Annotated in this window: 17 protein-coding genes and 3 rRNA genes; 7 read left to right on the top strand and 13 right to left on the bottom strand. The window is 68.9% G+C overall.

The genetic code is table 11. The features are described 5' to 3' along the window. On the bottom strand, window positions 1–678 hold the full coding sequence (mtrA, locus tag ACRRSS_RS03705) for a two-component system response regulator MtrA (protein ID WP_003968748.1): 678 nt from the start codon (window positions 676–678) through the stop codon (window positions 1–3). Window positions 679–1,008: 330 nt separating this feature from the next. On the opposite strand from mtrA, the gene ACRRSS_RS03700 reads away from it, so the two are divergent. From ACRRSS_RS03700 to ACRRSS_RS03680, 5 genes are read left to right on the top strand one after another with little or no spacing between them, the layout of a single operon-like run. After that, complete coding sequence (locus ACRRSS_RS03700; protein ID WP_435969782.1) at window positions 1,009–2,235, top strand: hypothetical protein; 1,227 nt, start codon at window positions 1,009–1,011, stop codon at window positions 2,233–2,235. A 4-nt stretch (window positions 2,236–2,239) separates the two neighbouring features. Continuing rightward, window positions 2,240–2,932 carry a DUF4129 domain-containing protein gene (locus ACRRSS_RS03695; RefSeq protein ID WP_435969781.1) on the top strand — a complete coding sequence of 231 codons (693 nt, stop codon included), beginning with the start codon at window positions 2,240–2,242 and terminating at the stop codon, window positions 2,930–2,932. Further along, the gene (locus ACRRSS_RS03690) at window positions 2,929–4,134 is read left to right on the top strand and encodes a DUF4350 domain-containing protein (protein ID WP_435969780.1); all 1,206 of its coding nucleotides are present in this window, start codon (window positions 2,929–2,931) and stop codon (window positions 4,132–4,134) included. The genes ACRRSS_RS03695 and ACRRSS_RS03690 overlap by 4 nt, the downstream gene beginning before the upstream one ends. After that, window positions 4,131–5,114, top strand: a complete 984-nt coding sequence (locus ACRRSS_RS03685; RefSeq protein ID WP_435969779.1) for an AAA family ATPase — start codon at window positions 4,131–4,133, stop codon at window positions 5,112–5,114. The genes ACRRSS_RS03690 and ACRRSS_RS03685 overlap by 4 nt, the downstream gene beginning before the upstream one ends. Before the next feature lie 12 nt (window positions 5,115–5,126). Further along, window positions 5,127–6,437 carry a DUF58 domain-containing protein gene (locus ACRRSS_RS03680; RefSeq protein WP_435969778.1) on the top strand — a complete coding sequence of 437 codons (1,311 nt, stop codon included), beginning with the start codon at window positions 5,127–5,129 and terminating at the stop codon, window positions 6,435–6,437. A gap of 97 nt (window positions 6,438–6,534) precedes the next feature. Here the strand turns inward: ACRRSS_RS03680 and rrf are convergent. From rrf to ACRRSS_RS03660, 4 genes are all read right to left on the bottom strand, one after another. Beyond that, a 5S ribosomal RNA gene (gene rrf / locus ACRRSS_RS03675) occupies window positions 6,535–6,651 on the bottom strand. A 74-nt stretch (window positions 6,652–6,725) separates the two neighbouring features. Next, window positions 6,726–9,848, bottom strand: a 23S ribosomal RNA gene (locus ACRRSS_RS03670). A gap of 290 nt (window positions 9,849–10,138) precedes the next feature. Next, window positions 10,139–11,664, bottom strand: a 16S ribosomal RNA gene (locus ACRRSS_RS03665). The 16S, 23S and 5S rRNA genes sit together here, the layout of an rRNA operon. A gap of 589 nt (window positions 11,665–12,253) precedes the next feature. Further along, window positions 12,254–13,270 carry a stage II sporulation protein M gene (locus ACRRSS_RS03660; RefSeq protein ID WP_435969777.1) on the bottom strand — a complete coding sequence of 339 codons (1,017 nt, stop codon included), beginning with the start codon at window positions 13,268–13,270 and terminating at the stop codon, window positions 12,254–12,256. A 119-nt stretch (window positions 13,271–13,389) separates the two neighbouring features. On the opposite strand from ACRRSS_RS03660, the gene ACRRSS_RS03655 reads away from it, so the two are divergent. Then, entirely contained in the window at window positions 13,390–14,319 is a 930-nt protein-coding gene (locus ACRRSS_RS03655) for an RDD family protein (RefSeq protein ID WP_435969776.1), read from the top strand. 3 nt (window positions 14,320–14,322) lie between these two features. On the opposite strand, the gene ACRRSS_RS03650 is transcribed toward ACRRSS_RS03655, so the two are convergent. The 8 genes from ACRRSS_RS03650 to ACRRSS_RS03615 form a co-directional block, all read right to left on the bottom strand. Beyond that, entirely contained in the window at window positions 14,323–14,937 is a 615-nt protein-coding gene (locus ACRRSS_RS03650) for a hypothetical protein (protein ID WP_435969775.1), read from the bottom strand. A 153-nt stretch (window positions 14,938–15,090) separates the two neighbouring features. Next, window positions 15,091–16,545 (bottom strand): adenosylhomocysteinase, encoded by a 1,455-nt coding sequence (gene ahcY / locus ACRRSS_RS03645; protein WP_351909656.1) that lies wholly within the window; start codon window positions 16,543–16,545, stop codon window positions 15,091–15,093. Window positions 16,546–16,850: 305 nt separating this feature from the next. Then, window positions 16,851–17,816, bottom strand: a complete 966-nt coding sequence (locus ACRRSS_RS03640) for a cation diffusion facilitator family transporter (RefSeq protein ID WP_435969774.1) — start codon at window positions 17,814–17,816, stop codon at window positions 16,851–16,853. 66 nt (window positions 17,817–17,882) lie between these two features. Next, window positions 17,883–19,034 (bottom strand): mannose-6-phosphate isomerase, class I, encoded by a 1,152-nt coding sequence (gene manA, locus ACRRSS_RS03635; RefSeq protein ID WP_435969773.1) that lies wholly within the window; start codon window positions 19,032–19,034, stop codon window positions 17,883–17,885. A 195-nt stretch (window positions 19,035–19,229) separates the two neighbouring features. Continuing rightward, window positions 19,230–20,381, bottom strand: coding sequence for an SIS domain-containing protein (locus ACRRSS_RS03630; RefSeq protein ID WP_435969772.1), 1,152 nt, complete (start codon window positions 20,379–20,381; stop codon window positions 19,230–19,232). Between the two features lie 61 nt (window positions 20,382–20,442). Then, on the bottom strand, window positions 20,443–20,622 hold the full coding sequence (locus ACRRSS_RS03625; protein ID WP_435969771.1) for a Trm112 family protein: 180 nt from the start codon (window positions 20,620–20,622) through the stop codon (window positions 20,443–20,445). A gap of 101 nt (window positions 20,623–20,723) precedes the next feature. After that, window positions 20,724–22,088, bottom strand: coding sequence for a phosphomannomutase/phosphoglucomutase (locus ACRRSS_RS03620; protein WP_435969770.1), 1,365 nt, complete (start codon window positions 22,086–22,088; stop codon window positions 20,724–20,726). A gap of 102 nt (window positions 22,089–22,190) precedes the next feature. Next, window positions 22,191–22,574, bottom strand: a complete 384-nt coding sequence (locus ACRRSS_RS03615; protein WP_435969769.1) for a DUF3499 domain-containing protein — start codon at window positions 22,572–22,574, stop codon at window positions 22,191–22,193. Between the two features lie 350 nt (window positions 22,575–22,924). Between ACRRSS_RS03615 and ACRRSS_RS03610 the strand changes: the two genes are divergently transcribed. Then, the gene (locus ACRRSS_RS03610; RefSeq protein ID WP_435969768.1) at window positions 22,925–23,380 is read left to right on the top strand and encodes a metallopeptidase family protein; all 456 of its coding nucleotides are present in this window, start codon (window positions 22,925–22,927) and stop codon (window positions 23,378–23,380) included. Window positions 23,381–23,392 lie beyond the last annotated feature (12 nt).

Genomic DNA, 23,392 nt, shown 5'->3' with positions numbered 1-23,392 from the left:
TCAGCTCGGTCCCGCCTTGTAACCGACGCCACGGACGGTCACCACGATCTCCGGGCGCTCGGGGTCCTTCTCGACCTTCGAGCGCAACCGCTGGACGTGCACGTTCACCAGCCGTGTGTCGGCCGCGTGCCGGTAGCCCCACACCTGCTCGAGCAGGACCTCACGGGTGAAGACCTGCCACGGCTTGCGCGCAAGCGCGACGAGCAGGTCGAACTCCAGCGGGGTCAGGGCGATGGACTGCCCCTCCCGCTTCACGGAGTGCCCCGCAACGTCGATGACCAGGTCACCGATGGTGAGCTGCTCGGGCGCCGGCTCCTCGGACCGCCGCAGCCGCGCCCGGATACGGGCGACAAGCTCCTTCGGCTTGAACGGCTTGACGATGTAGTCGTCAGCCCCTGACTCCAGACCCACGACCACGTCGACCGTGTCGCTCTTCGCGGTCAGCATGACGATCGGCACACCCGACTCGGCCCTGATCAGGCGGCACACCTCGATGCCGTCCCTCCCGGGCAGCATCAGGTCGAGCAGCACCAGGTCAGGCTTGGCCTCCCGGAATGCGGCAAGCGCCTTGTCACCGTCCGCGACGAACGACGGCTCGAACCCTTCACCCCGCAGCACGATGCCGAGCATCTCGGCCAGTGCGGTGTCGTCGTCGACGACAAGAACGCGTCCCTTCATATCGACATCATCCCATTAGCCAATCGTTACCTGGCGTGACCTGCCCCACAGCGTCTCCCTCAGCCCGGACCGCGATCTCGTGGACGGCGGCCCGCTCGGCCCGCCACCGCACGGTTCGCGCGGGATGATCGGGTGTCCGCACAGTGTGCCGCCTGCCGCCCACACAATGAAGGTCCGGACGAAGCTACGAAGGAGAAGGCCGCTCCGGCCCACAGGCGGGCACCGCGTGGCACGATGGCACCCGGCCCGCCGCCGTGTCAGGTGTCGGCCGCCGTGACCGAGCCGGTTCGCCGATCCGGCACCGCGACCATTCCTCCGAGGTGGACGACCGTGAACGACACTCCGGGCTGGACCTCGCCCGGATCCGCCCCCTCCGACGACCAGAACGGCTCCGGGATCCCCCGGCCCACCGCTCCGTCCGACGCGAACGGCTCCGCCCCCCAGTGGTCCAAGGACCAGCCGCCCGCCGGCCAGTGGTCCCCGCCGAGCGGCCAGAACCCGCCTCCGGCACCCGACCAGGGCCAGGGCCGGGGGTGGGGCGCACCGCCCCCGAACCCCCAGTGGGGCAGGCCGCCGGCCGCGAAGCCCGGTGTCATCCCACTGCGCCCGCTGGGCATGGGCGAGATCCTCGACGGCGCGGTGAAGACCCTCCGCGCCTACTGGCGCACGGTCCTCGCGATCACGGTCACGGTCGCGGTGATCTCCCAGATCGCCGACATACTGGCCCAGCGGTATCTCGTGCCCGAGGCCCCCGCGCCGAGCCCGGACGCCACCCCCGCCGAGGCGCTGGAGCAGTCCCTCGAAGCCGCCCAGTCGTCCCTCATCGGCCTGGGCCCGGCCCTGCTCGTGACGCTCATGGCGTCGCTGTTCAGCGCCGCCCTGCTGACCGTCGTCATCAGCCGCGCCGTCCTCGGCCGCCCGGTCTCGCTGGGTTCCGCCTGGCAGGAGGCCCGGCCGCGCCTGCTCCAGCTCGTCGGCCTGACTCTGCTGCTCGCCGCTCTGAGCGCCGGCGTCGTCCTCGTCGGTCTGCTGCCCGGCCTCCTGATCGGCGGCTCCGCGGGCGTGGCCCTGACCCTCCTCGGCGGTCTCGGCTCCCTGGTGGCTGCCGTCTGGCTGATGATCCGCTTCAGCCTCGCCTCCCCCGCCCTGATGCTGGAGCGCCGGGGCGTGATCCAGTCCCTGAAGCGCTCGGCCAAGCTGGTGCAGGGCGCGTGGTGGCGGATCTTCGGTATCACCCTCCTCACCCAGCTGCTGATCTTCGTCTTCGCGATGATCATCGCGATCCCGTTCACGATCCTCGGCATCGCGGTCGACGGCGACGGCTTCTCCGGCCTGCTCGAAGGCTCCTCCACCACCTTCGGCTGGTCGTTCCTGATCATCACGGGCATCGGCGGCGTCATCACCAGCGCGATCACCTACCCGATCTCCGCCGGCGTGACGGTCCTGCTCTACGTGGACCAGCGCATCCGCCGCGAAGCCCTGGACCTCGAACTGGCACGGGCCGCGGGACTCCCCGGCTACGGCCCCGCACCGGGCGACCAGACCGTCGGAGGCTGATGCCGTGACGGTCACGGGGGGAATGGCCACGGCACCGGCGCGCCTCCGCGCCGACGGCGACGTACCGGTGGACATCTCCCGTGTCCCCGCCCGCGAGGCGGCGGAACGGGAGCTGTCCGATCCGAAGTACCACGAGAACGACCCGAACCTCCTCCAGCGCGGCCTCGACCGCTTCTGGGAGTGGGTCGGCGACCTCTTCGACGCCGCGTCCGGGGCCACCCCGGGCGGGGTCCTCGGCATCGTCGTGGTGATCCTCCTCGTGGCCGCCGCGGTCGCCGCCCTCTGGTGGCGCCTCGGCACCCCGCGAAGAGCACCCGGCTCCACCGCTGACTCCCTCTTCGCGGACGGCCCCCGCACCGCCCGGGACCACCGGGCCGCCGCCGCCCGCCACGCCTCCGCCGGCCGCTGGAACCAGGCGGTCCAGGAACGGACCCGGGCCATCGTCCGCTCCCTCGAAGAGCGCACCCTCCTCGACCCCCGCCCCGGCCGCACCGCCGACGAGGCCGCCGCCGAGGCGAGCCGCTCGCTGCCCTCCCACGCGGACGAACTGCGCCTCGCGGTCCGCACCTTCGACGACGTCACATACGGCGGCCGCACCGCCGACGAAGCCGCGTACCGCCGCGTCGAGAAGCTGGACACCGTCCTGGAGCGGACCCGCCCCACCCTCCACTCCGCCTCCACGGGAACCCCCGCATGAGCCGCCGGGCCACCACGTCGACCGCCCCCTCCGCCCGCCAGGTCTGGGCCCGGTCCCGCGGAGCGGCCCTCGTCGTCGCCCTGGTCCTCATCGGCGGCGTCGTCCTCGCGACCGTCCGCTCCGCCGACTCCCACGGAGCCCTCGACCCCCGCTCCGCCGACCCCCACGGCAGCCGGGCCGTCGCCGAACTCCTCAAGGCCCGCGGCGTGACCCTCACCCTCGCCACCACCCTCGACGAGGCCACGACCGCGACCGACGCCGGTTCGACCCTTCTGGTCACCACACCCGACCTCCTGACCGAGGCCCAGCAGTCCAGACTGCGGGGGGTCGTCGCCGGCTCCGCCGGCCGCACCGTCCTCATCGGCGCCGGAGAACCCTCCCTCACGACCCTCGCCCCGGACGTCACCACCGCGTCCAGCACCTCCGTGGAGAACCGCGCCCCCTCCTGCGCACTGGCCGCCGCCACACGCGCAGGCAGCGTCGACCTCGGCGGCGAGCGCTACCGCACCGCCCCCGGCACCCGCGCCGAAGGCTGCTACCCCTCCGACGGACTGCCGACCCTGGTCCGCCTCCCTGGCCCCGACACCACCGACACCGTCCTCCTCGGCTCGCCGGACATCCTCTACAACAACCGTCTCGACCAGCAGGGCAACGCCTCCCTCGCCCTGCAACTCCTCGGCTCCCGGCCCCATCTCGTCTGGTACCTCCCCTCCCTGACCGACGACTCCGCCACCGCCGACACCCCCGACGGCTCCGACGACTCCACGACGGGCGACTTCCTCGCCCTCATCCCCTCCGGCTGGCTGTGGGGCACGCTCCAGCTCGCGATCGCGGCCCTGCTCGCCGCGCTGTGGCGCGCCCGCCGCCTCGGCCCCCTCGTGACAGAGCGTCTCCCCGTCGCCCTCCGCGCCTCCGAGGCCACCGAGGGCCGCGCCCGCCTCTACCGCAAGGCGAACGCCCGCGACCGCGCCGCTTCCGTCCTGCGCACCGCGACCCGCACCCGGATCGCCCCACTGCTCGGCGTCCCCCTCCAGGACGCCCACGCCTCCGAGCGCCTCCTCCCCGCACTCTCCGCCCGTCTCCCCGACACCCCCGCGGACCCCGGGACCCTCCTCTTCGGCCCCACCCCCGCCGACGACGCCACCCTCATCCGCCTGGCGGACCAACTCGACGCCCTCGAAAGAGAGGTACGCACCTCATGAGCGCCCCGACCCCCGAGACCGCTACGACCTCGGACAGCGCCCGCGCCTCCCTGGAGGCCCTGCGCAGCGAGATCGCGAAGGCCGTGGTCGGCCAGGACCCCGCCGTCACCGGTCTCGTCGTGGCCCTGCTCTGCCGGGGACACGTCCTCCTCGAAGGTGTACCGGGCGTCGCGAAGACCCTGCTGGTCCGCTCACTCGCCGCGACCCTCGAACTCGACACCAAGCGCGTCCAGTTCACCCCCGACCTGATGCCGAGTGATGTCACCGGCTCACTGGTCTACGACAACCGGACCTCCGAGTTCTCCTTCCAGCCCGGCCCGGTCTTCACCAACCTCCTCCTCGCCGACGAGATCAACCGCACACCCCCGAAGACCCAGTCCTCCCTCCTGGAGGCTATGGAGGAACGCCAGGTCACAGTCGACGGCACCCCGCGCCCCCTACCCGAACCCTTCCTGGTCGCCGCCACCCAGAACCCCGTCGAGTACGAGGGCACCTACCCGCTCCCCGAGGCCCAACTGGACCGCTTCCTGCTGAAACTGACGGTCCCTCTGCCCTCCCGCGCGGACGAGATCCAGGTCCTCACCCGTCACGCAGAGGGCTTCGACCCCCGCGACCTCAAGGCCGCCGGCATCCGCCCCGTCGCGGGCCCCGCCGAGCTCGAAGCCGCCCGGACCGCCGTCTCCAAGGTCTCGGTCTCCCCCGAGATCGCCGGCTACGTCGTCGATATCTGTCGTGCCACGCGTGAATCCCCCTCACTCACGCTCGGGGTCTCTCCCCGAGGCGCCACCGCCCTGCTCTCCACCGCCCGCGCCTGGGCCTGGCTCACCGGCCGGGACTACGTCACCCCGGACGATGTGAAGGCCCTCGCTCTCCCCACCCTGCGTCATCGCATCCACCTGCGGCCCGAGGCCGAGATGGAGGGAGTCACCCCCGACTCCGTCATCAACTCGATCCTCGCCCACGTCCCCGTACCCCGCTGAGAACGGCGCCCCATGGCCCTCACCGGACGAACCGCGCTGCTCGCCGCCCTCGGATCGCTCCCCGTCGGCATCCTCGCCCCCAGCTGGGCGGGGATGCTCGCGGTGAACGCGCCCCTCTCCCTCGCAATTCTGTGCGACTACGCCCTGGCCGCGCCAGTACGAACGCTCCAATTCACCCGAAGTGGTGATACATCCGTTCGACTCGGTGACGCGGCGGACATCCACCTCACCGTCACCAACGTCTCCCGCCGCCGCCTCCGCGCCCGGCTCCGCGACGCGTGGCCGCCCAGCAGCTGGCTCCCGGGCACCGAACAGGGCGCCTCACGCCACCGCCTGACGGTTCCGGCCGGCGAGCGTCGCCGCCTCACCACGAGGCTCCGCCCGACCCGTCGCGGCGACCGCCACGCCGAGCGAATCACGGTCCGCTCCTACGGTCCTCTCGGCCTCGCCGCCCGCCAGGGCAACCACGAGGTCCCCTGGACCGTACGCGTCCTCCCGCCCTTCACCAGCCGCAAGCACCTGCCGTCCCGTCTGGCCCGGCTCCGCGAACTCGACGGCCGCACCAGCGTCCTGACGCGCGGTGAGGGCACGGAGTTCGACAGCCTCCGCGAGTACGTCCCCGGCGACGACACCCGCTCGATCGACTGGCGTGCCACCGCCCGCCAGACGACGGTCGCCGTCCGCACCTGGCGCCCGGAACGCGACCGCCACATCCTCGTCGTCCTCGACACCGGCCGCACGTCGGCCGGCCGCGTCGGTGACGTCCCCCGCCTGGACGCCTCCATGGACGCGGCTCTCCTGCTCACCGCGCTCGCCTCCCGCGCGGGTGACCGCGTGGACCTCCTGGCCTACGACCGCCGTCTCTGCGCCCAGGTCCAGGGCCGCTCCGCCGGCGACGTCCTCCCCGCCGTGGTCAACGCCCTCGCCCCGCTCGAACCAGAGCTCGTGGAGACCGACGCCCGCGGCCTGGCCGCGACGGCTCTCGCCCGCGCGCCGCGTCGCTCCCTGATCGTCCTCCTGACCAGCCTGGACGCGGCCCCGATCGAAGAGGGCCTTCTCCCGGTCCTGCCCCAGCTCGCCCAGCGCCACACGGTCCTGCTGGCCTCCGTCTCCGACCCCCACATCGCCCGTATGGCAGAGACCCGCGGCACGATCGAGGGCGTCTACGAGGCAGCGGCGGCCGCTCAGACCCGATCCCAACGCTCCCGCACCGTGGAACAGCTCAAGCGCCACGGCGTCACCGTCGTCGACGCGGCCCCCGACACCCTGGCCCCCGCCCTCGCCGACGCCTACCTCGCCCTGAAAGCAGCCGGCCGCCTCTGACCATGAGCAACGAAACGGCCCCTCTCCGGGAGGGCTTCCGGCCCGTAAACGCAGAAAAGCCCCGCACCATAAGGTGCGGGGCTTTCCCACAATGATTGTTCGGCGGCGTCCTACTCTCCCACAGGGTCCCCCCTGCAGTACCATCGGCGCTGAAAGGCTTAGCTTCCGGGTTCGGAATGTAACCGGGCGTTTCCCTAACGCTATGACCACCGAAACTCTATGAAGTTAACCAACCGGAAATCGGCACAGTTCGTTACTTCAGAACTAACACAGTGGACGCGAGCAACTGAGGACAAGCCCTCGGCCTATTAGTACCGGTCAGCTCCACCCATTACTGGGCTTCCACATCCGGCCTATCAACCCAGTCGTCTACTGGGAGCCTTACCCTCTCAAGGAGGTGGGAATACTCATCTCGAAGCAGGCTTCCCGCTTAGATGCTTTCAGCGGTTATCCCTCCCGAACGTAGCCAACCAGCCATGCCCTTGGCAGGACAACTGGCACACCAGAGGTTCGTCCGTCCCGGTCCTCTCGTACTAGGGACAGCCCTTCTCAATATTCCTACGCGCGCAGCGGATAGGGACCGAACTGTCTCACGACGTTCTAAACCCAGCTCGCGTACCGCTTTAATGGGCGAACAGCCCAACCCTTGGGACCGACTCCAGCCCCAGGATGCGACGAGCCGACATCGAGGTGCCAAACCATCCCGTCGATATGGACTCTTGGGGAAGATCAGCCTGTTATCCCCGGGGTACCTTTTATCCGTTGAGCGACGGCGCTTCCACAAGCCACCGCCGGATCACTAGTCCCGACTTTCGTCCCTGCTCGACCCGTCGGTCTCACAGTCAAGCTCCCTTGTGCACTTACACTCAACACCTGATTGCCAACCAGGCTGAGGGAACCTTTGGGCGCCTCCGTTACCCTTTGGGAGGCAACCGCCCCAGTTAAACTACCCATCAGACACTGTCCCTGATCCGGATCACGGACCGAGGTTAGACATCCAGCACGACCAGAGTGGTATTTCAACGGCGACTCCACCATGACTGGCGTCACGGCTTCAAAGTCTCCCACCTATCCTACACAAGCCGAACCGAACACCAATATCAAACTGTAGTAAAGGTCCCGGGGTCTTTCCGTCCTGCTGCGCGAAACGAGCATCTTTACTCGTAGTGCAATTTCACCGGGCCTATGGTTGAGACAGTCGAGAAGTCGTTACGCCATTCGTGCAGGTCGGAACTTACCCGACAAGGAATTTCGCTACCTTAGGATGGTTATAGTTACCACCGCCGTTTACTGGCGCTTAAGTTCTCAGCTTCGCAACCCCGAAAGGTCACTAACCGGTCCCCTTAACGTTCCAGCACCGGGCAGGCGTCAGTCCGTATACATCGCCTTACGGCTTCGCACGGACCTGTGTTTTTAGTAAACAGTCGCTTCTCGCTGGTCTCTGCGGCCACCCCCAGCTCAGAGTGCAAGACTCATCACCAGACGTGGCCCCCCTTCTCCCGAAGTTACGGGGGCATTTTGCCGAGTTCCTTAACCATAGTTCACCCGAACGCCTCGGTATTCTCTACCTGACCACCTGAGTCGGTTTAGGGTACGGGCCGCCATGAAACTCGCTAGAGGCTTTTCTCGACAGCATAGGATCATCCACTTCACCACAATCGGCTCGGCATCAGGTCTCAGGCTATGTGCTGTCCGGATTTACCTGGACAACGCCCTACACCCTTACCCCGGGACTACCACCGCCCGGGCTGGACTACCTTCCTGCGTCACCCCATCGCTTACCTACTACCACCTTGGGTCAGCGGCTCCACCACTTTCCTTTCCCCGAAGGGTCCGGAACGGCTTCACGGCCTTAGCATTAATGGGCTCGATACTGGGCGTTTCAAAGCGGGTACCGGAATATCAACCGGTTGTCCATCGACTACGCCTGTCGGCCTCGCCTTAGGTCCCGACTTACCCTGGGCAGATCAGCTTGACCCAGGAACCCTTAGTCAATCGGCGCACACGTTTCTCACGTGTGTATCGCTACTCATGCCTGCATTCTCACTCGTGAACCGTCCACAACTCGCTTCCGCGGCTGCTTCACCCGGCACACGACGCTCCCCTACCCATCACAGCGGGCGTTGGCCCTCATGCTGCAATGACACGACTTCGGCGGTACGCTTGAGCCCCGCTACATTGTCGGCGCGGAATCACTTGACCAGTGAGCTATTACGCACTCTTTCAAGGGTGGCTGCTTCTAAGCCAACCTCCTGGTTGTCTCTGCGACTCCACATCCTTTCCCACTTAGCGTACGCTTAGGGGCCTTAGTCGATGCTCTGGGCTGTTTCCCTCTCGACCATGGAGCTTATCCCCCACAGTCTCACTGCCGTGCTCTCACTTACCGGCATTCGGAGTTTGGCTAAGGTCAGTAACCCGGTAGGGCCCATCGCCTATCCAGTGCTCTACCTCCGGCAAGAAACACACGACGCTGCACCTAAATGCATTTCGGGGAGAACCAGCTATCACGGAGTTTGATTGGCCTTTCACCCCTAACCACAGGTCATCCCCCAGGTTTTCAACCCTGGTGGGTTCGGTCCTCCACGAAGTCTTACCTCCGCTTCAACCTGCCCATGGCTAGATCACTCCGCTTCGGGTCTTGAGCGCGCTACTGAATCGCCCTATTCGGACTCGCTTTCGCTACGGCTTCCCCACACGGGTTAACCTCGCAACGCACCGCAAACTCGCAGGCTCATTCTTCAAAAGGCACGCAGTCACGACCCACTGAGTAAACTCAATGAGCGACGCTCCCACGGCTTGTAGGCACACGGTTTCAGGTACTATTTCACTCCGCTCCCGCGGTACTTTTCACCATTCCCTCACGGTACTATCCGCTATCGGTCACCAGGGAATATTTAGGCTTAGCGGGTGGTCCCGCCAGATTCACACGGGATTTCTCGGGCCCCGTGCTACTTGGGTGTCTCTCAAACGAGCCGTTAATGTTTCAGCTACGGGGGTCTTACCCTCTACGCCGGACCTTTCGCATGTCCTTCGCCTACATCAACGGTTTCTGACTCGTCTCACAGCCGGCAGACTGTGAAAGAGAGATCCCACAACCCCGCATGCGCAACCCCTGCCGGGTATCACACGCATACGGTTTGGCCTCATCCGGTTTCGCTCGCCACTACTCCCGGAATCACGGTTGTTTTCTCTTCCTGAGGGTACTGAGATGTTTCACTTCCCCTCGTTCCCTCCACATGCCCTATGTGTTCAGGCATGGGTGACAGCCCATGACGACTGCCGGGTTTCCCCATTCGGAAACCCCCGGATCAAAGCCTGGTTGACGGCTCCCCGGGGACTATCGTGGCCTCCCACGTCCTTCATCGGTTCCTGGTGCCAAGGCATCCACCGTGCGCCCTTAAAAACTTGGCCACAGATGCTCGCGTCCACTGTGTAGTTCTCAAGCAACGACCAGCCACCCATCACCCCACCCGCATAACAGGTGAGTTCACTGGGGCCGGCATCGCGAAGATACAAACCTTACGGCCGTACCCTCAGACACCCAACAACGTGCCAAGCACAGCCCGTATCCTCGAAACCGTTTTCCACGCCGAAGCAGTACTCACGGCCTCCGAAGAGACTGACTGTGCCAACTAATCAACGTTCCACCCATGAGCTGACCGTGCAGAACATTTGCCTGCAATCGGTACTGTGCTCCTTAGAAAGGAGGTGATCCAGCCGCACCTTCCGGTACGGCTACCTTGTTACGACTTCGTCCCAATCGCCAGTCCCACCTTCGACAGCTCCCTCCCACAAGGGGTTGGGCCACCGGCTTCGGGTGTTACCGACTTTCGTGACGTGACGGGCGGTGTGTACAAGGCCCGGGAACGTATTCACCGCAGCAATGCTGATCTGCGATTACTAGCAACTCCGACTTCATGGGGTCGAGTTGCAGACCCCAATCCGAACTGAGACCGGCTTTTTGAGATTCGCTCCGCCTCACGGCATCGCAGCTCTTTGTACCGGCCATTGTAGCACGTGTGCAGCCCAAGACATAAGGGGCATGATGACTTGACGTCGTCCCCACCTTCCTCCGAGTTGACCCCGGCGGTCTCCTGTGAGTCCCCATCACCCCGAAGGGCATGCTGGCAACACAGGACAAGGGTTGCGCTCGTTGCGGGACTTAACCCAACATCTCACGACACGAGCTGACGACAGCCATGCACCACCTGTATACCGACCACAAGGGGGGCACTATCTCTAATGCTTTCCGGTATATGTCAAGCCTTGGTAAGGTTCTTCGCGTTGCGTCGAATTAAGCCACATGCTCCGCTGCTTGTGCGGGCCCCCGTCAATTCCTTTGAGTTTTAGCCTTGCGGCCGTACTCCCCAGGCGGGGAACTTAATGCGTTAGCTGCGGCACCGACGACGTGGAATGTCGCCAACACCTAGTTCCCAACGTTTACGGCGTGGACTACCAGGGTATCTAATCCTGTTCGCTCCCCACGCTTTCGCTCCTCAGCGTCAGTAATGGCCCAGAGATCCGCCTTCGCCACCGGTGTTCCTCCTGATATCTGCGCATTTCACCGCTACACCAGGAATTCCGATCTCCCCTACCACACTCTAGCCTGCCCGTATCGGATGCAGACCCGGGGTTAAGCCCCGGGCTTTCACACCCGACGTGACAAGCCGCCTACGAGCTCTTTACGCCCAATAATTCCGGACAACGCTTGCGCCCTACGTATTACCGCGGCTGCTGGCACGTAGTTAGCCGGCGCTTCTTCTGCAGGTACCGTCACTTTCGCTTCTTCCCTGCTGAAAGAGGTTTACAACCCGAAGGCCGTCATCCCTCACGCGGCGTCGCTGCATCAGGCTTTCGCCCATTGTGCAATATTCCCCACTGCTGCCTCCCGTAGGAGTCTGGGCCGTGTCTCAGTCCCAGTGTGGCCGGTCGCCCTCTCAGGCCGGCTACCCGTCGTCGCCTTGGTAGGCCATTACCCCACCAACAAGCTGATAGGCCGCGGGCTCATCCTTCACCGCCGGAGCTTTTAACCAGCTCCCATGCGGAAGCCGGTGTTATCCGGTATTAGACCCCGTTTCCAGGGCTTGTCCCAGAGTGAAGGGCAGATTGCCCACGTGTTACTCACCCGTTCGCCACTAATCCACCCCGAAGGGCTTCATCGTTCGACTTGCATGTGTTAAGCACGCCGCCAGCGTTCGTCCTGAGCCAGGATCAAACTCTCCGTGAATGTTTACCCGTAATCGGGTGACACTCGCGTTGAGCGGGACAGTCAGACCGGAATAAGGCCGACTGTCCACAGCGTCCTCGCTGTGTATGTTGCCTACTGACCACAAGGGCCGGCAGGACTTTCAAAGGAACCTCGCCATCCGAAGATGGACGGGGTATCAACTAATCTGGCGTTGATTTTTGGCACGCTGTTGAGTTCTCAAGGAACGGACGCTTCCTTTGTACTCACCCTCTCGGGCTTTCCTCCGGGCTTCCCTTCGGTCTTGCGTTTCCGACTCTATCAGATCTTTCAGATCCGATTTCCTCGGTGCTTTCCGGTCCCTTTTGTTTTCACTCCGGGGGCCTTTCGGCGGTTCCGACTTTATCAGAATCATTTCGGCCGACCTAATCGGTGGCTTTCGTGATTCGAATAAGAATCGGGGTGACTCCGTGGAATCGAATTCCCGACCGGAGTGAAAGAGACTCTAGTGGATCGCTGCCGAACTGTCCAGTTCTAGGCAACCGTTTGAATCTACCTCCCCACAGCCGCCATGTCAATGGCTTTTGTGGGCACCGGAGGACAGTAGCAGGTCAGCGGGGTCGTACGCACATCAGGCGGCGGTGGGGAGGGCGGCACTGCGGTCGGGTTCGTCGAGGTCGCCCGCCTCGCCCGTCCCGTCGGCCCGGGAGGCGCGGCCTCCCAGCACGTAGACGTAGGCGAGGAAGGCCAGCTCAGCGGCGATGCCGATGGTGATGCGGGTCCATGTGGGCAGGCCGGACGGGGTGACGAACCCTTCGATCAGGCCCGAGACGAAGAGGACGAGGGCCAGGCCGATCGCTATGCCGACGGCGGCCCGGCCACGTTCCGCCAGGGCGGCACGGCGGGTGGTGGGGCCGGGGTCGATGACGGTCCAGCCCAGGCGGAGACCCGTACCGGCGGCGACGAAGACGGCGGTCAGTTCGAGCAGGCCGTGAGGAAGGATCAGGCCCAGGAAGACGTCGAGGCGGCCCGCGGCGGACATCAGACCGATGGCGACGCCGACGTTCAGCATGTTCAGGAAGAGGATCCAGAGCACCGGGATGCCCAGGAACACGCCCAGGACCAGGCACATGGCGGCGGCCTGGGCGTTGTTCGTCCAGACCTGAGCGGCGAAGGAGGCCGCCGGGTGGCTGGAGTAGTACCTCTCGTACTGGCCGCCGGGACGGGTCATCTCGCGGAGGTCGGCCGGGGCGCCGATCGCGGCCTGGACCTCAGGGTGCGTACCGATCCACCAGCCGATGAGCACCGCGAGCAGGGTGGAGAGCACGGCGGTGGGGATCCACCACCGGCGGGAGCGGTAGACGGCCGCGGGGAAGCCAGCGGTGAGGAAGCGGGCGGCGTCGCGCCAGGTGGAGCGTCGGGTGCCGGTCACGGTGGCGCGGGCGCGGGCCACGAGCTGGGTGAGGCGGGCCGTGAGCATCGGGTCCGGGGCGCTGGACTGGACGATCGAGAGATGGGTGGCGGTCCGCTGGTACAGCGCGACGAGTTCGTCGGCCTCGGCGCCCGTGAGCTTGCCGCCCCGGCGCAGGAGCTGGTCGAGGCGTTCCCACTCGGCGCGGTGGGCGGTGACGTAGACGTCGAGGTCCATGATCGGCTGCTGCTCCAGGCATCGGCTGCGGACGGGTCCGTACTACTGCGGCGCGCTGCGGGTCAGCTTGGCAGACTGGCGTTCGGAGGGGTCGCGAAGGTCGGAGAAGGGTGGGTGCCGTGAGTGGGCTGGTGACGGGGGATGCCGTCGTTCTGGGGTTGCAGCCCGCGCGGCTGCCGAGCCGGGCGCTGGCGGTGCTCATCGACCTGGTGGTGGTCTGGGCCGCGTACCTGCTGGTCACCCTCGGGCTCGCGGTCGCCACCGCGTCGCTCGACGAGGCGGCGGTGACGGCGGTGTCCATCGCCTCCTTCCTGTTGATCCTGGTGGGGGCGCCGATCGCGGTGGAGACGCTGTCGCACGGGCGGTCGCTCGGGAAGATGGCCTGTGGGCTGCGCGTGGTGCGGGACGACGGCGGGCCGATCCGGTTCCGGCACGCGCTGGTGCGCGGGGCGATGGGGGTCGTGGAGATCCTGATGACCTTCGGGGTCGTCGCCTGTATCGCCTCGCTGGTGTCGGAGCGGGGGCGGCGGCTCGGGGACGTCTTCGCGGGGACGCTGGTGGTGCGGGAGCGGATACCCGCGGCGCGGGCACTCGTCGTGCCTCCGCCGCCGCCGTGGCTGGTGGGGAGGTTCACCGGGCTCGATCTCTCGGCGGTTCCCGAGTCCCTGTGGCTGGAGATACGGCAGTACCTCACCCGGGCGCGTGAGCTGGATCCTGCCGTGGGGCGGCGGCTCGCGGAGCGGCTGGCCGACGAGCTGGTGGCGCGGACCGGGACGCCTCCGCCGCCGGGGGTGCCGGCCGACGCGTATCTGGCGGGGGTGGTGGCCGAGCGGCGGGCACGGGAGGCGCGGCGGGCGTTCGTCACCTCGCCGGTGGCGGGGGGAACGGTGGCGGGGAGGACTGTGGCGGGAGCGGCCGGTCCCTCGGTCGCGGCACCGGTTCCTCCCTCGGCGGTCCCGTCCTCCGCGGGGGATCCGCTCGTTGCCGGTCCGCCCTCCGGGGGTGAAGGGTCCGGAGCTCCCGCTACCGGGTTCGCTCCGCCCGCCTGAGCGTCAGGGGAAGACCGACGGCGGGGTCTCCAGGGCTTCGAGTTCGATGCCGGGGGCCGCGAGGACCACGTCGCCGGCGATGTGGACGGTGTGCCTCTCGCCCGTGTCCAGGGCGCTGACCTGGTACTCGTCCACCATCAGGGGGCCGTTGTCAGTGGCGTGCGCTTCACTCTTCATCAGGGCCCAGGACTGGTCGACCGTGAGGGGGGCGAGCACCGGGTCCGTGAGGGCGACGAGCCTGACACGGGTCTCGGGGGAAGCGGGGGTGAGACGCAGGAGTCGCGTGAGCGCGACGAGGAACGCCGGGGACGTGCCGGTGAAGGCGTGGGCGCGCACATTGCCTTCGGTGGCGTGGGTTCCGGTGGGGTCCGTGCGGACCCAGGTGACGCCGTCGAGGGCCGCGCCGCGGACCTGCCAGCCGGCGGCGTGGAGTTCGAGACGGATGGGGCGGCCGAGTTCGTCGACGGCCAGGTCGACGGAGCCCTTGTGGTCGCCGGAGGGGGTGGTGATCTGCGAGACGTAGCGCCAGCCGGAGGGGCCGGGTGCGCAGTGGAAGTGTTCTTCACCGAGGGGGGTGTGGTCGTGCGGGTCATGGAGCGAATATCGGCCGCGGGGCATGGGTCGGTCCTCGGGAGGGGGCGCTTCCGGAAGCGGTAGCGGGGGCGGGACGGGGCAGGCCCCCCGGCACGGGGGTGCGGGGGGCCTGCCTGAATCCTCTACGGGTGGCCGGGACGGCGTCGCGTCAGCGCGCGGCCGCCGCCGGTCCGGGCATCAGTAGCGGTAGTGGTCCGGCTTGAACGGGCCTTCGACCTCGACGCCGATGTAGGCGGCCTGCTCCGGGCGGAGGGTCGTCAGCTTGACGCCCAGGGCGGCCAGGTGGAGGCGGGCGACCTTCTCGTCCAGGTGCTTGGGCAGGACGTAGACGTCGGTCGGGTACTCCTCCGGCTTCGTGAAGAGCTCGATCTGGGCCAGGGTCTGGTCCGCGAAGGAGTTCGACATGACGAAGGAGGGGTGGCCGGTGGCGTTGCCCAGGTTGAGGAGGCGGCCCTCCGACAGGACGATGAGGACCTTGCCGTCGGGGTAGGTCCAGGTGTGGACCTGCGGCTTGACCTCGTCCTTGACGATGCCCGCGGTCTTGGCGAGGCCGGCCATGTCGATCTCGTTGTCGAAGTGGCCGATGTTGCCGACGATGGCCTGGTGCTTCATCTTGGCCATGTCCCCGGCCATGATGATGTCCTTGTTGCCGGTCGTGGTGATGAAGATGTCGGCGGTCTCGACGACCTCGTCGAGGGTCGTGACCTGGTAGCCGTCCATCGCCGCCTGGAGGGCGCAGATGGGGTCGATCTCGGTGACGATGACGCGGGCGCCCTGGCCGCGGAGGGACTCGGCGCAGCCCTTGCCGACGTCGCCGTAGCCGCAGACGACGACGGTCTTGCCGCCGATGAGGACGTCGGTGGCGCGGTTGATGCCGTCGATGAGGGAGTGGCGGCAGCCGTACTTGTTGTCGAACTTCGACTTCGTCACGGCGTCGTTCACGTTGATCGCCGGGAAGAGGAGGGAGCCGGCCTGGTGCATCTCGTACAGGCGGTGGACGCCGGTGGTGGTCTCCTCGGTCACGCCGCGGATCTCGGACGCGAGCTGGGTCCACTTCTGCGGGTTCTCGCCGAGGGTGCGGTTGAGGAGACGGAGGATGTAGCCGTACTCCTCGCTGTCCGCGGTGGCCGGGTCCGGGGCGGAGCCCGCCTTCTCGAACTCGACGCCCTTGTGGACGAGGAGGGTGGCGTCACCGCCGTCGTCGAGGATCATGTTCGGGCCGCCGGTGGGCGTGTTCGGCCAGGTGAGGGCCTGCTCGGTGCACCACCAGTACTCCTCCAGGGTCTCGCCCTTCCAGGCGAAGACCGGCACGCCCTGCGGGTTCTCCGGGGTGCCGTTCGGGCCGACGGCGATGGCCGCGGCGGCGTGGTCCTGGGTGGAGAAGATGTTGCAGGAGGCCCAGCGGACCTCGGCGCCGAGGGCGACCAGGGTCTCGATGAGGACGGCGGTCTGCACGGTCATGTGCAGGGAGCCGGTGACACGGGCGCCGGCGAGCGGCTGCTGCTCGGCGTACTCGCGGCGGATCGACATGAGGCCGGGCATCTCGTGCTCGGCGAGGGTGATCTCCTTGCGGCCGAAGGCGGCGAGGGAGAGGTCGGCGACCTTGAAGTCCTGGGTGGCGGCAGTCGTCATGACTGGGCTGCTCCTCGTGTGTTCGAGTGCGAGGGTCGGTTGGGGCGCCGGGCGCCACGGAGGCTCCCTGGGCACAGGAATGCCCGGGGTTCTCCACGGTGCCGTCGTCGGAGGCCCTCTCTCCCTCGGCCGGTCCGTGAGGACCGCCCGACCGCCATCAGCAGCGACGTCTGGCTGGTCACGAATCTACACCGGACGGCCCGGCGGGCCACAGTCCGCATCGGGCGGCGGGGCGTCCCCGGAGGCGGGGGCGGACGCACGGGGCCCCGGGACCGTGGGGTCCCGGGGGCTCCGTGGGGGCGTGGTCAGTGGTCGGTGCCGCCCGGGCTCTTGGCCGGGTTCACGCCGGCCGAGGCGGCCTTCTCGTCGTAGACGTCGGGTTCCAGGTAGATGACCCGGGCGATCGGGACGGCGGCGCGGATGCGTGCCTCGGCGGCGTTGATGGCGTTGGCGACCTCGGCGGCCGAGTCGTCGTGCCGGACGGCGATCTTGGCGGCGACGAGGAGTTCCTCCGGGCCGAGGTGGAGCGTGCGCATGTGGATGAGGCGGGTGACGCTGTCGCCGTCGACGACCGCGTCCTCGATCTTCTTGACGTCCTCGATGCCGGCGGACTCGCCGAGGAGCAGCGACTTGGTCTCGGCAGCCAGCACGATCGCGATGACGATGAGCAGGATGCCGATGCAGAGGGTGCCGATGCCGTCCCAGACGCCGTCGCCGGTCACCAGGGCCAGGCCGACGCCGGCGAGGGCGAGGATCAGGCCGATGAGGGCGCCGAGGTCCTCCAGGAGGACGACGGGCAGCTCGGGGGCCTTGGCCCGGCGGACGAACTCCTTCCAGGAGAGGGCGCCGCGGACGAGGTTCGACTCCTTGATGGCGGTACGGAAGGAGAAGGACTCGGCGATGATCGCGAAGACGAGGACGCCGACGGGCCAGTACCAGGCCTCGATCGGGTGCGGGTGCTTGATCTTCTCGTAGCCCTCGTAGATGGCGAACATGCCACCGACGGAGAAGAGGACGATGGAGACGAGGAAGGCGTAGATGTACCGCTCGCGGCCGTAGCCGAAGGGGTGTTGCGGGGTCGCCTCGCGCTTGGCCTTCTTGCCGCCGAGGAGCAGCAGGCCCTGGTTGCCGGAGTCGGCGAGGGAGTGGACGCTCTCCGCGAGCATCGAGGACGAACCACTGAAGAGGAACGCCACGAACTTGGCTACGGCGATCGCGAGGTTGGCGGCGAGTGCCGCCACGATCGCCTTGGTTCCGCCTGACGCGCTCATGGGTGTACGTGGTCCCTTCGTCGATGCACCGGCTCTGTCGCCGCGGTTCGGCCGGTCATTGTTGCATCAGGCGACGACGGTGGCGCGGAAGACCGTCCCCGTACCGCTGAGTTCGGCCCGCTCCCCCGCCGGTACGAAGACGGACTCGCCGGCGGCGAGGGTGGCCTCGCCGGCCTTCGGGCGGCCGGCGACGGCGAGCAGGATCTGCGGGACGGGGCTGGTCAGGTCGGTGGGGGCGGCGCCCTCGGGCCGTACGAAGCGGGAGAGGCGGAACTCGTCGATCGGGGTGTCGTAGACCTCTTCCCCGGTCGGGGAGGCCTCGGGGCGCAGGACGGCCGGGTCGGTCGGCTCGAAGCGGACCACGCGCAGGAGTTCGGGGACGTCGATGTGCTTGGGGGTGAGTCCGCAGCGCAGGACGTTGTCGGAGTTGGCCATGATCTCGACGCCGAGGCCGTCGAGGTAGGCGTGCGGGACGCCGGCGCCGAGGTAGAGGGCCTCGCCGGGCTGGAGCCGGACCCGGTTGAGGAGCATGGCGGCGATGACGCCGGGGTCGCTCGGGTAGTGGTGGGCGAGGCTCGCGTACGGGGCGTGGTCGCCGCCGAGGCGGTCGGCGGCGGCGGCCGCCTCCGTGACGGTGTGCGCCATCTCCTCCGGGTCGGCGGTGAGGAGGGCGGTCAGGACCTCGCGGAGCGCGGCCTCTTCGGGGTGGGCGTGGAGGAGGTCGACGTACGGCTTGAGGGTGTCGACGCCGAGCGCGGCGATGAGGTCGGCGGCCTCGGCGGGGGCGCGGAAGCCGCACAGTCCGTCGAAGGGGGTGAGGGCGCAGATCAGCTCGGGCTTGTGGTTGGCGTCCTTGTACGTGCGGTGCGGGGCGTCGACCGGGATGCCGGCGGCCTCCTCGGCGGCGTGTCCCGCCCGTGCCTGGTCCAGGTCGGGGTGGACCTGGAGGGAGAGCGGGGCGCCGGCGGCGAGCACCTTCAGCAGGAACGGCAGGCGTGGTCCGAACTTCTCGACGGAACGCTCGCCCAGCTCGCGTACGGGATCGGCGTCGATCAGCGCGTTCAGCGAGCCGCGCTCGGTGCGGGAGGGGGCGCCGGGGTGGGCGCCCATCCACATCTCGGCCTGGGGCTCGCCGGTCGGGGCGATGCCGAGCAGTTCCGGGATGGCCGTCGTGGATCCCCAGGCGTAGGGGCGGACGGTGGTGACGAGGCGGTCCATGGTGCCTGCCAGCTCCTCGGGGCGGTGACGGATGGTGAGGGGTGTCGGGAGACAGGTGACAGGGGGCGGGTGACGGGTGGGTGACGGGCCGGTGGACGGCGCGTCGGCCGGGGCGGTACGGATGCCGCCGCGGCCGTGGGCGGTGAGCGGGGGGGGCGTCGGCCGGTGGCGGGTGGGCCGGGCGGTGGCCCTCCGTCAGCCCGTGACCGTACGTGCCGGGGTGGCCAGGGAGAGGTAGACGGCGGCGAAGTCGGTCACCGCGAGCAGTTCGGCCAGGGTCTCCAGGTCGCCGCCCTCCTCCGGTTCCAGCTCGCTGACGGCCGTCTCGTGGCCGAGGGCGAGTTCGCGGGCGGCGTGGGCGGCCGTGAGGCCGTCGGCCGGGCGGTCCCGCAGCAGGACGACCCTGGCGCGCAGGGCCTGCGGCTCGTCGACCCGGTCCCGGAAGAAGTCCTCCGGGTCGGCGCCCGCCGCGTAGTCGCCGGCGAGCAGGACACCGTGGGCGGGCAGCGCCTCGGGGAGTTCGGCGGCCAGGGCCGGCAGTCCGGCGAGTTCGGCGAGGACCGCGGCGAAACGGCGGCCGGCCGGGCCCGCGGCGGCGCCCTCGGTCCAGATCAGCGGAAGCGTGTCGGCGAGTTCGGCGGCGAGCGTCTTGGCCGGGTTGCTGTACGTGGCGATGGCCGGGCCGCAGCGCTCGGCCGTGCGGTCCAGCCGGTCGGCGACCTTCTCCAGGGTCTCCGGCGGCGCCTCCAGGAGCCCGACCCGGTCGAGGAGCGCGAGCAGCGGGGTGAGGAGGGCCCAGAGGGCGCCGGGGCCGGCCGCGATGGACTCGGCGTACTCGTCGGGGTTCTCGTTCGGCGCCATGGCCATCGGGACGAACAGGCCGTGGGAGCCGCTGACGGCCTCGGCGAGCGGCGAGGACTTCGGGGCGACGGCGACGACCGTGATGCCGCGGCGGTAGGCCTGCTCGGCGAGGAGAGCGAGGCCCGGTTCCGAGCCGTCCGTCGTCGGCAGGAGGAGCAGGTCCACGGAGCCGGACCAGCCGGGGAGGGCCCAGCGCAGCGCGCCCGCGGCGGGGGCGACGCCGGTGGGCCGGAGGCGTACGACGGGGGCGGAGGCCCCTGCCAGGGCGCCGATCAGGTCGGCGACGCCGACGGCCGCGGTGCCGGGGCCCGCGACGAGGACGGCGCGGGGGCGGCCCTCGGGGCGGAGGTCCGCGATACCGGCCTCGGTGGCGTGCCGGGCCGCCGTCCGCACCCGTGCGCCCGCTTCGGCGGCGCCGCGCAGGAGGCCGCGGCGGTCGGCCAGGGCGAGGTCGTCCGGGGCGTCGAGGAGGGTCTCGTCGAGCATGGGGGCGGTGCCTCCGGTCGCTTCGTCGGAGCGGGGTCCCCGAGGGGCGCGCTGGTGCGGGTTACGGGCGGCGGGCCTCGTCGGTCAGGAGGACCGGGATGCCGTCGCGGACGGGGTACGCGAGGCCGCAGTCGGTGCCCGTGCAGAGGAGTTCGGGGATCTCGTCCGAGGTGCGGTCGTTGAGCGGAGCGTGGCACGCGGGGCAGGCCAGGATCTCCAGGAGGCCGGCTTCGAGCGGCATGGGGTGTCCCTTCGAACTAACGATGGTGGTGCTGCCCTTCGGGCCAGGTCAGCCTACCGCCGGGGAACGGGGGGTGCCCCGTGCCCCGGCGGTGGGTGGCGTCAGCTCGTCGCCCGGACCAGGGCCAGGACCTCGTCGCGGATCCTGGCCATGGTGGCCTCGTCGCGGGCCTCGACGTTGAGGCGGAGCAGCGGCTCGGTGTTGGAGGCGCGGAGGTTGAACCACCAGTCCCGCGCCGTCACGGTGAGGCCGTCGAGCTCGTCGAGGGTCACGCCCTCGACCTCGTAGGCCGCCCGGACCTTGGCCGCGCTGGCCGCCTGGTCGGCGACCGTGGAGTTGATCTCGCCCGAGGAGGCGTAGCGGTCGTAGGCCGAGACCAGGGCGGACAGGGTGCCGTCCTGGCCGCCGAGGGCCGCCAGGACGTGGAGCGCGGCCAGCATGCCGGTGTCCGCGTTCCAGAAGTCCTTGAAGTAGTAGTGCGCCGAGTGCTCGCCGCCGAAGATCGCCCCGGTCTTCGCCATCTCCTCCTTGATGAAGGAGTGGCCGACGCGGGTGCGGACCGGCTCGCCGCCGTTCTCACGGACGACCTCGGGCACCGACCAGGAGGTGATCAGGTTGTGGATGATCGTCCCGCCGGGGTGCTTCGCGAGTTCGCGGGCGGCGACGAGCGCCGTGATCGCGGACGGCGGGACGGGCTCGCCGCGCTCGTCGACGACGAAGCAGCGGTCGGCGTCACCGTCGAAGGCCAGCCCCAGGTCGGCGTCCTCGGCCAGCACGCGGGCCTGGAGGTCCACGATGTTCGCCGGGTCGAGCGGGTTGGCCTCGTGGTTCGGGAAGGTGCCGTCCAGCTCGAAGTACATCGGGACGACGTCCAGCGGCAGGCCCTCGAAGACAGTGGGGACGGTGTGGCCGCCCATGCCGTTGCCCGCGTCGACGACCACCTTGAGGGGGCGGATCGTCGTGAGGTCGACCAGGGACTTCAGGTACGCGGCGTAGTCCGCCAGGGTGTCCCGTTCGGTGATAGTGCCCGGCGTGGCCGCGGCCTCGGGGGCGCCCGTCTCCGACCAGCGCTCGGCCAGCTCGCGGATCTCGGCGAGGCCGGTGTCCTGGCCGACGGGGGCCGCGCCGGCGCGGCACATCTTGATGCCGTTGTACTGGGCCGGGTTGTGCGAGGCGGTGAACATCGCGCCGGGCAGGCCGAAGCTGCCGGACGCGAAGTACAGCTGGTCGGTGGAGCAGAGCCCGATCAGGGTGACGTCGGCACCGAGACGGGCCGCGCCGCGCGCGAAGGCGGCCGACAGGCCGGGCGACGAGGGGCGCATGTCGTGGCCGACGACGATCGCGTCCGCGTCCGTCACCCGTACGAACGCGGCGCCGAAGAGCTCGGCGAGCGCCTCGTCCCACTGGTCGGGAACGACTCCGCGGACGTCGTACGCCTTCACGATCTGCGACAGATCGACAGTCACGGATCCACCCTCCTGAGTTCTCGGCACGCGGTGCGGCGCGTGTACGGAACGCCAAAACTACCCGGAGTGGGGAGGGGGAACGCGGACGGTGGCCGGTTGCGCTCAGTTGTCGGGGGAACGGAGCACCCTGAGGTGCCCGCGGCGCCCGACCTCCATGGGGTCGCCGCCGCGGCCTCCGGGGCCCTTGCCGCCGGATCCGGCGGCGCGTTCCTGGGGGCGGGCCGCCTCCCGGACCGCGTTGGCCAGGGCTTCTAGGTCGTCGCCGCTGGGGCGGGGCGGGGCCGACCCGTCGGTGAGCCGCACGACCTCCCACCCGCGGGGGGCGGTGAGGCGCTCGCTGTGCTCGGCGCACAGGTCGTAGCAGTGGGGCTCGGCGTAGGTGGCGAGCGGGCCGAGGACCGCAGTCGAGTCGGCATAGACGTACGTCAGTGTCGCGACGGCAGGGCGGCCGCACGCGGTGCGCGAACAGCGACGTACAGGGCTCACGACGTTGGACGGTACCGCACTCTTGAGCGGGCCGCGACGACTCTCCCTCGGGTCACTCCACCGTGTCGCGCTGTGATCTCCGCCACCCGCCCCCGGAGAGCGGTCTCCCTGACCTGCGGGAGAGAGGGCGCAAGGGGGTGCGACCGGGAGTCGATCCGGACAGTCGAGGGTACGGATCCGGTCAACCACGGCCAGATGGCCGATCGTGCGGGGCTGTCGAATCGAGCGGGTGATTGGCCGGAATGTTCAGGTTTCGACGTGGGGTGGGCTGGTGGGGCGGGGGTGCCGGGGAAGGTGGCGAAGATGCGCCACGGTGCGGAGAGACCGATGAGGGTTACGCTGCGTCAGTGATGGACAGTCCTGTGCCGCCCAGCCCCCCGCACCGCTCCACGGAGCCCCCGGCGGAGCCCCGGGTGCGCCGCCGCGACCGGCACGGCCGCGGTATGCGGGGACCGGTCGCCCCGCCGCAGGTGCCGCTCTCCGCGAGCCGGGCCGACACCTTCCGCGATCTCGTCCTCGACTCGGTGGAGCGCCTCGAACGGCGCTGGCCCCAGCTCGCGGACATCGAGTTCATGGTGATGGAGGTGCCGCCGCCGGTGACGGGCGAGACGGTGCCGTTGGGCGGCTCGGCGCCCGCCGAGAAGAACGAGCCGGCCCGGGTGGTCGTCTACCGGCGGCCGGTCGAGATCCGGTCGAAGAGCCGGGACGAGCGGGCGCTCATCGTCCACGAGGTGGTCGTGGAGCAGGTCGCGGAGCTCCTCGGGCTCTCCCCCGAGTCGGTCGATCCTCGGTACGGGCAGGACTGAGCCCGGTAGCGG

This window comes from Streptomyces sp. Qhu_M48 (assembly GCF_051305195.1).
Classification (GTDB): domain Bacteria; phylum Actinomycetota; class Actinomycetes; order Streptomycetales; family Streptomycetaceae; genus Streptomyces.
Note: the sequence above shows the minus strand (reverse complement) of the source record. Positions and strands in the feature narration are given on the sequence as shown.